The sequence below is a fragment of the Bacteroides sp. D22 genome, assembly GCF_000163675.1.
Taxonomy (GTDB): Bacteria; Bacteroidota; Bacteroidia; order Bacteroidales; family Bacteroidaceae; genus Bacteroides; species Bacteroides xylanisolvens.
In genome coordinates, this window is the sequence record NZ_GG774808.1 from 143,658 (window position 1) to 155,247 (window position 11,590).

Sequence of the window (11,590 nt, forward strand, 5' to 3'; positions counted from 1 at the left end):
AGGCAGCATAATCTAACTAAAATAACAGGAAAAACAGGAGAGGTTTTAACTTCCCCTAAAAAAGACATGTACATAATGCATGGGTGGGAAGGAAAAAATAAGAATATGTAAACAATATTCTACAAAAAAGATAGAAGACTGGGAGAGTTGAACGAAAAAATCAAGAGAAAAGCTCACGTAAAGCAAAGCTTTTCTCTTGATTTTTTAGAAAGAGGAACATTTACTGAATATCCCATAGTAGAGAAGAAAAAAAGATACTGCAAGAATAAATTGTACGACACCCGGGTCTCATGATGCTTGACACCCGGGTGTCAGCATGTTCAACACCCGGGTGTCGGTGTGCATGAGACCCGGGTGTCGTACAACTTAATACTACCAAATGAAATTAATTTGAAGCCATACGATTAAGTTTGTACTAATACAAACTTATTTCCGTACAATCCTACTCACCTCTATACGCTGCTTTTCAAACTTCTCATTATTGGTGTTGCGGTTACTAACCTCTTTACAGCGAATAGGTGCACTCATTTCAAGCAAGCGCAAAATCTCATTTAAAGATTCACCTTCAAAAGTCGCTTTATAGGAATACTTTCCTAATTCAGCGTCTTTCAGAATAAATTCCACGTTATAAGTCTGTCCCAAACGCTTGAATACATATTCCAGCGGGTCATCTCTAAATATGAGTATTCCATCTTTCCATGAGCACCATTTATAAGTATTGGTTTTATTGACGTTATATAAAGAAGTGGCCAGATTATAGTCAATCTTCTCTCCCGGTGAAAGGGAAATCGTCTTTTTCTGGTCAAGAGTGACTGCGACCTTTCCTTTTACTAACGTCACTGCTGCTACATGATCCGGAGCGTATGCGTTCACATTGAATGCAGTGCCGGTAGCTTCTACAGTCAGTTGTTTGGTTTTTACGATGAAGGGATGCTTTTTATCGGATTCTACTTCAAAATAGGCTTCACCCTGCATCGAAACAACTCTTTGCTTATCATTGAATTGAGTCGGATACTTTAAAGAACTTCCGGCATTTAGCCAAACCTTAGAACCGTCAGGCAGATTAACTACCGACCAAGTGCCATAAGGAGTGAATAACTCCTGATAAGTCTCTGCAATTTGAGAAGCGGGTTTAAAATAAAGATAAGCAGATAATATCAGTAAAGGAAGAAGTAAGATAGCTGCCACTTGCTGCCAATAGTGCAGGAAGGACAACTTAGGACGAACGGAAACCGGCTGGTTTTGATGGAGAATCTTCTCCATTACTTTTCTGTGCGCATTGTCCACATCTATCTCTTCCGGATTAAAAGCCGGGTGACTGACTTCCCACACATTCTTTTGTGATAGAAAGCTCCTATAGTTTTCGGGAGTAGCCGATATCCAATCATCCAGTACCTTTATTTCTTCTGGTGTAGCCTCTTTTGAGAGATATCTGGAGATTATAATTTCTATGTCTGAATCTTTATTTATCATATGCATTTTACCTTATATATAATAGACGTTTCAGAAAGAAAATCCCACATTCATTAGTGGAAAAGAAATAAAAAAAGTAGTAAATAAAAATCTTTTAATAAGATGCGGAGCTGCTTCAATGCTTTGCTGATACGTACTTCTACCGTTCTGACAGAGATATTCAGGCGATTGGCTATTTCCTGATATTTAATGTTTTCTAATCGGCTCATCTCGAACACTTCTCTTTCTTGAGGAGGTAATTGTTCCAATGCATTTTTAAGTTGCCGGCATAAATCAGAATACAGTATGTAGTTTTCTGTCGTATCTATATCTATAGAATCCGATTTAAGTTCGTAAGCAATGTGTTCATCTATAATCCTGCGATGGCGTAATTCGTCCAGACAGTAATTCCTGACCGCTTTCAGTAAATATGATTTTAGTGAGTTCTCAATTACCAATGATTTCCGGTCATTCCATAGTTTGAGAAAGATATTTTGCACAATATCTTCACAGGTAGATTTCTCCGGAATGTAAGTACCGCCAAACAATACCAAATCTTTATAATAAGCATGGAATAGTCGGGTAAAAGCCTGTTTATCATCCTGTTTTAGTGCTATTACCAGAAAACGGTCGTCGGAAGTCTGTTGTTGGATATTCGGCATAGTATTGTAGTAAAGGTTCTATTGTCGGGGGTAAAAATAGAAAGATTATTTGGGATAAACGATAGTTTGAAGAAAAAATAATGCAGATGAAAAAATAATGCGATATCCAATGTGGCTTTTATTTTTAGAAACGTCTTATTGATAGAAACGAGAGAAAAACACATTTATTAACCTTTAAATAATACGAGCCATGAGAAAGACATAATCAGTGAATTCAGCTTCCGACAACTGATAAAAAAAAGGAAGGTCTGACTCACCTTCCTTTCCAAAGATTCAGTTATTCGTTAATCAACTTATTTGTAGAACCAATAACCAAACATGTAAAGGTATGAAACTTATTTCAATTAGAAAAATGAAAAAGAGAATTAATGTACCTGCGAATGTAAAAATGGGGAGAATCTGTGCTATATGGTTGTTTTGTATAGCTTTGCAAGCTATCAGTATACCTATCTTGGCACAATCCGCCCAAATTACATTGCGACTGAAAAATGTGACTGTAGAGGAGGTCTTGACTAGTATCGAAAATCAGACAGAATATCGTTTCTTATACAACAAAGACATTGTTGATGTAAGCCGTATAGTAAGCATTACTGTGAAAAATGAACGGATGACTCTGGTGCTGGATAAACTTTTTAAAGGCGAAGGAGTATCTTATACGATTGAAAAACGTCAGATTGTATTAAACAAAGTTTCATCTCAACCACAGGATAACAAACAGCCGGTCAAAGTGACCGGAAAGGTAGTGGACGAATCCGGAGAGGTTCTTCCGGGAGTGACTGTGATGATAGAAGGGGCTACTCAAGGAACCATTACCGGTATAGATGGCAATTACCAGTTGCAAGTTCCGGAAGGCTCGACACTGAAATTTACTTCAATAGGTTACACTACATATACGCAAAAAATTACCCGACCGATGACGTTGAATGTGACGATGAAAGAGGATTCGAAACAGTTGGATGAAGTTGTTGTGGTAGGGTATGGAACGACCACCCGTAAGAATCTGACAACTTCCATTGCAACGGTAAAAACGGAAAAAATATCGCGAGCCGCAACAAGTAATATGTCACAGATGTTGCTTGGGCGGGCTGCCGGACTGGAAGCTACGTTGACAAGCCCGCAACCGGGTGGAGCAGTTGACCTTTCAATTCGTGGGGCAGGTACTCCTATCTTTATAGTGGATGGCGTAATGATGCCTTCCACTTCTTTAGAGGTTGGAAACGGAAATCAGGTTATGCCCAACTCTATCAATCGTTCGGGATTGGCCGGACTTAATCCTGCTGATATTGAATCTATCGAAGTGTTAAAGGATGCATCTGCCTCCATTTATGGAATTGGTGCAGCCAATGGTGTCGTTTTAATCACTACAAAGAAAGGTATTGAAACTCGTCCCCAAATCACTTATGAAGGAAATTATTCTATCGTGAAAAACTATCCGTATCTGGAACCTTTGAGTGGGGAAGAATATATGAATGTTGCCAACATTTTCAATAAAGAAAACTATTTATTTACGAACGGTATGTATCCTTACGGTGATAAACCTTTTGATAATAAATGGGTACCTCAATTCTCACCTCAACAGATAGCTGCCGCTCAAACAACAGACTGGCTGGATTGTGTATTAAAGGATGGTAGCATCAATAATCATAATATCACAATTACGGGTGGTTCTAAACTGCTGAAATATTATCTGTCCGGAAATTATTACAAACAGGAAGGTACGGTAGAAAACTCCGCTATGGAACGTTATGCTCTTCGGACAAACATTTCTTCACAATTGCTTCCATTTCTTAAGTTGACAGCAATTGTCAATGTAAATGAAAATGAATATACAAATTCAACTTCCGGTGGCGGAGGTGGTGGAAATGGGTACGATGCCATACAATCAGCATTGACTTATCCTTCTTATTTACCAATCAGAGGTGAGGACGGAAAGCCTACTTTATATTCAAATTACCCTAACCCGGCTGAAATGATAAAAGTTAGTGACCGGACTAAAACAAGCGGTTATTATCTAAACTTTGCTGCCGATGTGGATATAATCAAGGATATGTTGTCCTTCCGTTTGATGTATGGTATTAATAAGGAGAATGCTAATCGTAATCTGTATATTCCTTCTGATATATATTTTATGGATATGTATAAATCAAGAGGGCATTTGGGATATGTTGAACGTAGAAACCAAACCATGGAAGGCACATTGACTTTCAAAAAACAGTTTGGAGATTTGTTACGTGTCGATGCCGTAGTCGGTATGGGAAGATATACGAACGATTCAAATGGACTTGAACTTGACTACGAACAGATTAACGATCACATTGCTGCTGATAAGGTGGAAGCTGCGGAAGGCGCTTTCTACCCGACTTCTTTCAGGGCAGCCGATGAACGTCGTTCTCAATTTGCCAGGGCAAGTGTGGATGTGCTCGACAGATATGTAGTTGCCGCTACTATTCGTCGCGATGGAACGGATAAGTTTTTCCCGGGAAAGAAATATGCCTATTTCCCTTCAGTATCATTGGCTTGGAAATTATCTAACGAGCCGTTTATGAAGCATATATCATGGATTGACCAGTTGAAGATTCGTGGTAGTTATGGACAGACTGGTAATGATAATCTGGGTAGTTCGCTTTATGGCACTTTCAGTCTGGCAGCCCAATATATCAAGTTCTCTAACAATTCAGTGACTTATGTACCCTATCTGCTTAGCGGTCCTGATTACCCGAATGTTACTTGGGAAAAGACTACCATGAAAAATATAGGTATAGACTTTTCAGTCCTGAAAGATAGAATCTGGGGAAGTTTTGATATGTTCCGCAATGATGTAACCAACTTGCTGGGATATGACTCTTCCTCTCCGCTTAGTATGACATCTTCCGTTCCGATGAATTATGGACATTATGTACGTTACGGATGGGATGCGACTATTAACTCACTAAACTTTGAAATCCCCCGTGTGTTTAAGTGGACCTCACAATTGACTTTATCACATCATAATGCCGTTTGGAAAGAACGGATGCCCAACTATTATTATGAAGAATATCGAATCCGTAAGAACGAACCGGTGAATGCTTATTATTACTATGAAACGGAAGGCGTTATCAACATAGATAAAAGCAATATGCCCGAATCGCAGAAATCTTTGCCGGCAGATGCGCAACAGCCCGGTTATCCGATTATTAAGGATGCAAATGGGGATAATAAAATAACGATTGATGATGTGAAGATGCGGAATACACTTCCAAAAATTCACATAGGCTTTGGAAATACATTTGTATACAAAGATTTTGATCTGGATGTATTTATGTATGGACAATTCGGACGTACACGCTATAACTATGCATATCGTTGGGCACTTGTCGGAGATGTGTATTACACGAGTCCCAAGAATTCGAACAAATATGTATATACTATCTGGAATTCTCAAACCAATCAGAATGGAAACCGGCGTGGTATTGCTTCAACAAAGGCTGTCGCTTTGCCTGGTAATGTAGGTTTTGAGGAAGATTATCAGAATGCTTCGTTCGTACGTGTCAGGAATATCACTTTAGGATATAACCTTTCAGGAAAGAAGCTGGGAAGAGTAGGTGATTATGTGAGTTCTATCAGAGTTTTTGTCGACTGTCAGAATCCGTTTACTTTTACCAAGTTTGTAGGTGTCGATCCTGAAATAAAGACGGGTGGCGACGGCTCCAAAGCGGAGTATCCGATGACGAGAACATACTCCTTCGGAGCAAAAATATGTTTCTAAGAAAACCTGTAACGAAAGAAAAGATTGAAAATATGAACAAGAATAAATTATTTAAGGTGTTTGTCATGATTGCATTTATCATGTGCAGTTGTGAGGATAATTTTGATCCGAAGATGTATGGCACGTTGAATGTTTCTAATTATCCGGTGACTGAAGCCGAATACGAATCATTTATGATGACCTGCTATATGCCTTTTACGACAACATGGACCTATTGGATCGGTGCCGGAACAAGTGGCAATCAGCACGGTTGGTATATCCCTGCCGGAGGTGTACTGAAGTTCTTTGATTATCCGACAGATGAGGTGGCTGTGTGGAATAATGGTTGGGGAGGCGGATATTATTTCCTTTCTAAAGCCGATTTCAGTCAGTGTGTTTATTACGCAAGCGGTACATTAAGCGATGAAAACCCGAACCACTTTCCGAAAGTAAGTGAGATTTCCTACTTCACCAATGTGATCGGCACACTGGAGAAGGCTTCTACCGAAGTGGTCTCTGAAGAGCGTAAAAGAGAATTTATTGCTGAAGCCCGTCTTTGTCGTGGATTGATGATGTATTATCTATTGCATGTATATGGTCCTGTTCCTTTGATTGTCGATCCGAACGACCTGATTAATCCTTCAAAACTGGAAAATCTGGTACGTCCGACATTGCAGCAAATGACGGAGTGGATTATGGCTGACTTTGAGTATGCTTATCAGTATATTGCAGATACGCAGCCGGAACAGGGACGTTACAATAAAGACTATGCACGTGTATGCATCATGCGGCATTGCCTGAATGAAGGCTATTATATGTCCGGTTATTATCAGAAAGCGATTGATATGTATAACGAGTTGAAGGGACGGTATAGTCTTTTCAAGAAAGGGGACAATCCTTATATCGAGCAATTTAAAAATGCCAATAACTTTAATTCGGAAGTGATTATGGCTGTCAGCTGTGATGAAACGGCGGATGGTACGAATAAGTCCGGCAACTTTAACCCGCTGATGATGCTCGCTACTCCCGATAATGCAGCTCGAGTGGACGATCAGGGAAATCCTACTCCTTTCTATCTGCAAGGGCAGGGATGGGGGCAAACCTTCAATGTGTCTCCGAAATTTTGGGATACGTATGATCCTTCGGACAAACGTCGTGAAGTGATCCTGACCAAATATTATACGACTGCAGGAACCTGGATTGACCGGAATACTACTACATGGGACGGGTTTATCATTAATAAATTCCCGGTGGAAACAGCTACGGCTTTTCAGGGGACTGATATACCGTTAGCCCGTTGGGCAGATGTATTGCTCATGTATGCGGAAGCCGAAGTACGTAAAAACAATGCAGCTCCGTCCGCTGACGCTATAGCCGCGGTCAATGAAGTGCGTAAGCGTGCCGGACTGGGGGATCTTCCGTCATCGGCAACAGCGAATGTTGAAGCTTTCCTGGATGCTTTACTTACGGAAAGAGGACATGAAATGTTGTATGAAGGGATGCGTAAAATAGATCTCATCCGTTTTAATCAGTATGCGCAGCGTACAGCGAAGATCAAAGGAGTGGCTCCTACACATCAATATGTGCCTATTCCTAATTATGCGGTTCAACAAGCTTCGGAATCTTATGGAAAAGTGTTGGTACAGACATTTGAACGTGAGGGATGGAAAGCGGATCTTGCGGCAGCTCGCAATTAATGTCATCATTCATTATTGTTAAACTAGAGATCTTAAGAAAAATGAAAAAGATATATGTATTATTCATGTCGTCGTTATTGCTCCTTTCGTGTGCGAAAGATGATGTTAGTAAGCCGAGTGAATGGCCGGAGTGGCCTACACCTTCAAAACCTAAAATAGAAAATGCCGTATTGCGGGGAGTGAATGGTGAAACGGTTGTGGCGGCTGGTGATAAAGTGAAGTTCACCGCACAGGTCAGTGATGAATATAATGATTTGGTTTCATTCCAATTATTAGTGACAATGGATGGAGCCGAAATCTTGAATTTGTCTAAAGGCTTGAGCGGACGTTCTGCGGTTATTGAAGAGGAAGCTACTTTACCTTTTGTTGCCGGTTTCCAGAATGGACGTCCTGTGGTGACGATAAAAGCTGTAAATGATTTAGGTGGCAATGAATCGACTCTGACTTTGGATGAGGCCGCAAGTGTGGCGGTGACCCGTCCGGAAACACCTTCCCAATTATACCTTGTTGATGATTTGGGAAATGTGTATGAAATGGACAAGGAGAGTCAGAATGAAACGGATTATAGTTTCCGGACGAGTGCGGCGGATTTGGCAGGGATTGGCGACCATTTTAAAGTTGCCGAAAAGATAATAAATAATAAACCTGATTATTCCGGTTTGGTATGGGGATATTCAGACAATAAGATCGCGATTGTGACTGATGATGCAGCTACTTCGATTCCGACTCCTAAGGTAGGAAGTTATACATTGGAAAATATCACTTTTGATATGTTGAGTTTTCTGGCTGATAAGACTTTGACATACAGCATTGATATTGATAAGTCCCGCTTCTTTGATGTGGGAGGAGGATATGTCCAGTTGGATGTTCAGTTGGTAGAAAGTGCCAAGATTAATTTTATAGGTTTTGGTAGTGATGTTACCAATATGCTCCGGCCGGAATTCTTTAAAGATGTTTCAGGGAGCAAAGCAAAATTCGATGGTCCGTCGGTACTTTATAACTTGAAATATAATACATCAAATGGTTTCATGTATATGGAACGACCGCGGGATGTTTTTTATCCGGAGGTGATGTATATTGTCGGTACTGGAGTCGGATTTCCACGCGAACCTTATGTGGCTACACTTGCTTGGGACTTCGCATATCCTCACCAATGGTTCTTCTTTAAGAAGGTAGGGGCAAGTGCTTTTGAAGCAGTTGTGTATATCGATCAGACTATGGGATTTAAGTTCTTCAGAGGATATGGTTGGGCGCAAGAGGAGGACACGAAGAATCTGTATACGGTTGAGCCTGCTAACTTGGTTACGAGAAGCGCTCCCGGCGATCTGATTCCCGGTCCTGATTTTAAAGCCGGACTTTATACAATACATATTGATAAAGCCAGTGAAGTGATACGATTGACTCCTTACAATTAAGAGGGGATCATGATTAATAGTCTTTAATTCAATATTCAATAGAATTATGTATATATCAATGAAAACATATAGTAAGAAATTTCTGGTTACGTTCTTTTTCTCGATGTTGCCAATGTTATTAATGTCTTGTTCGATGGATCCGGAGAAAGCTTCTTTCTCAATTTCCGGGAATTTGGAGAAATTACAGATCAGTAATGACGGTTTTACGGAGGTTTATTCGATAAAGTCTAATACGGAATGGAAATTTGTAAACGAGACGGATCAGTCTTGGGTTACCGTCTCACCGGCCAAAGGAAGTGGAAACGGAACTGTGACAATTACTGCAAATGCAAATACAGGAACCGGACGTACGGCTGTATTCCGCGTGGTACCTAATGGAGTAAAGACACAAGAAATTGAGATCATTCAGGGTAATTCTTATATCCCTACAACTGATGGAGAATTCCCGATTATAGCATGGACCGGAGTGGAAGCAGACAAGTCGCTGGAGAAATTCCCGGTGATGAAAGCATCCGGCATTAATATTTATCTGGGATGGTATGATGATTTGGAAACAACATTGAAGGTGCTTGACGCCGCACAGAAGACCGGAGTGAAAATGATAACTTCTTGTAAGGATCTCTTGTCTGTTGCTACTGCCGAAGAGGTCGTAAAAGCGATGATGAATCATCCGGCTTTGTATGCCTATCATTTGAAGGATGAACCGGAAGTGAATGATTTGCCGGGCTTGGGCGAATTGGTGAAGAAGATTAAAACCATCGACAGCCATCATCCTTGTTATATCAACTTGTACCCCAATTGGGCATGGGGGAAAGAACTTTATTCTGAAAATGTAAAGTCGTTTATAGAACAAGTCCCTGTTCCGTTTATTTCGTTTGACAATTATCCTATTGTATCTATAAATGGTGCTCCCAGCATTGTCCGTCCGGACTGGTATCGGAATCTGGAAGAAATATCGGCTGCTGCTAAAGAGAATAATAAGCCGTTCTGGGCATTTGCACTTGCACTTTCCCATAAGCTTGATGAAACTCATTTTTATAAGATACCGACATTGCCCGAGTTGAGATTACAAGTCTTCAGTGATTTAGCTTATGGTGCGCAGGCAATCCAGTATTTTACCTATCGCGGACTTCAACATGACGAACCGACTGAAGTGTATGATTTGGTCAAGACTGTTAATCAGGAAGTACAGCGACTTGCGGGTATATTCTTGGGAGCACAGGTTATTTCAGTATCTCACACCGGAAGTGAAATACCTGAAGGCACGAAGGCTTTGGGAAGTCTGCCGACTCCTATAAAATCATTGACTACGAGTGATACAGGTGCTGTTGTCTCTGTCCTGGAGAAAGGTGGTAATCAATATCTTGTGGTAGTAAATAGAGATTTTCGTAATGTGATGAACCTGTCTATCGATGTGGATAGTTCTGTTAACAGAGTGTTGAAAAATGGTTCAACGACTACTCCGGACGGCTCTACGATAGCAGTCGAACCGGGTGATATGGTAATATTTACGTGGAGAAAATAAAAAGATTTTTAATTTGATAAAGTAAAACGATTATATGAAAAAGATATTACTTTCCTTTTTTATTGGTGTTATGTTGATTGCCTGCAACCAGAAAACTGTCTCTGTTCGTGAGGTCTGGACGAAAGAGCAGGCTAATGAGTGGTATAAACAATGGGGATGGCTTCGTGGATGCGATTTTATTCCAAGCACGGCAATCAACCAAATGGAGATGTGGCAGGCAGATACTTTTGATCCGGTGACTATTGATCGTGAACTGGGGTGGGCGGAAGAAATAGGCATGAACTGTATGCGCGTATATTTGCATCACCTGGTTTGGGAAACAGATAAGGAAGGCTTTAAGAAACGTATCAATGAATACCTTACTATTGCCGACAAGCATCATATCTCTACCATCTTCGTCTTCCTGGATGATTGTTGGAATCCTGTATATCAGGCTGGCAAACAGCCGGAACCACAGCCGGGAGTACACAATTCGGGATGGGCACGTGACCCGGGTGATCTGTATTATAAAGGCGATACGGCAGTGATACTTCCGGTATTGGAAAGTTATGTGAAAGATATCCTGACTACCTTTAAGGATGATAAGAGAATCGTATTATGGGACTTATATAATGAACCCGGAGGTTCGGGAGGATATAGATACGGTGAAAGAAGTTTGCCGTTATTGCAGAAGATATTTACGTGGGGACGAACGGTGAATCCGTCACAACCTCTGTCGGCCGGAGTTTGGGATATGAGCCTGACTAATCTGAATAAGTTCCAATTGGAAAATTCGGATGTGATAACATACCACATGTATGAAGGCGTGAATTCGCATCAGCAACTCATTGATACATTGAAGCAATACGGTCGCCCGATGATTTGTACAGAATATATGGCACGTACTCAAAATAGTACTTTCCAGGATATTATGCCAATGCTGAAGAGAGAAAATATCGGTGCAATCAACTGGGGACTTGTAGCTGGAAAAACAAATACGATCTTTGCATGGGACACTCCATTGCCTGATGTTGTTGAACCTCCATTGTGGTTCCACGATATATTCCGTAGTGATGGAACCCCTTATTCGACAGAAGAAGTGGAATGTATTCGTTCATTAACTAAATAATTCCCTT

General features: G+C 40.6%; 7 protein-coding genes. 5 read left to right on the top strand and 2 right to left on the bottom strand.

The window, feature by feature from the left end:
• Positions 1-426 precede the first annotated feature (426 nt).
• Together HMPREF0106_RS10670 and HMPREF0106_RS10665 are read right to left on the bottom strand one after the other, a co-directional pair.
• Entirely contained in the window at positions 427-1,473 is a 1,047-nt protein-coding gene (locus HMPREF0106_RS10670) for a FecR family protein (RefSeq protein WP_009040214.1), read from the bottom strand.
• Between the two features lie 53 nt (positions 1,474-1,526).
• Positions 1,527-2,114: an RNA polymerase sigma-70 factor gene (locus tag HMPREF0106_RS10665; RefSeq protein WP_004310625.1), complete on the bottom strand. Its 588-nt coding sequence runs from the start codon at positions 2,112-2,114 to the stop codon at positions 1,527-1,529.
• 328 nt (positions 2,115-2,442) lie between these two features.
• Between HMPREF0106_RS10665 and HMPREF0106_RS10660 the strand changes: the two genes are divergently transcribed.
• From HMPREF0106_RS10660 to HMPREF0106_RS10640, 5 genes are read left to right on the top strand one after another with little or no spacing between them, the layout of a single operon-like run.
• Complete coding sequence (locus HMPREF0106_RS10660; RefSeq protein ID WP_009040215.1) at positions 2,443-5,859, top strand: SusC/RagA family TonB-linked outer membrane protein; 3,417 nt, start codon at positions 2,443-2,445, stop codon at positions 5,857-5,859.
• A 32-nt stretch (positions 5,860-5,891) separates the two neighbouring features.
• Positions 5,892-7,535 (top strand): RagB/SusD family nutrient uptake outer membrane protein, encoded by a 1,644-nt coding sequence (locus HMPREF0106_RS10655; RefSeq protein WP_008645075.1) that lies wholly within the window; start codon positions 5,892-5,894, stop codon positions 7,533-7,535.
• The gene (locus HMPREF0106_RS10650; protein ID WP_009040216.1) at positions 7,535-8,950 is read left to right on the top strand and encodes a DUF5125 domain-containing protein; all 1,416 of its coding nucleotides are present in this window, start codon (positions 7,535-7,537) and stop codon (positions 8,948-8,950) included. The genes HMPREF0106_RS10655 and HMPREF0106_RS10650 overlap by 1 nt, the downstream gene beginning before the upstream one ends.
• Positions 8,951-8,996: 46 nt before the next feature.
• A complete protein-coding gene (locus HMPREF0106_RS10645) occupies positions 8,997-10,475 on the top strand; it encodes a BACON domain-containing protein (protein ID WP_009040217.1) in 1,479 nt (492 codons plus the stop codon).
• A gap of 34 nt (positions 10,476-10,509) precedes the next feature.
• Positions 10,510-11,583: a cellulase family glycosylhydrolase gene (locus tag HMPREF0106_RS10640; RefSeq protein ID WP_009040218.1), complete on the top strand. Its 1,074-nt coding sequence runs from the start codon at positions 10,510-10,512 to the stop codon at positions 11,581-11,583.
• Positions 11,584-11,590: the final 7 nt, after the last annotated feature.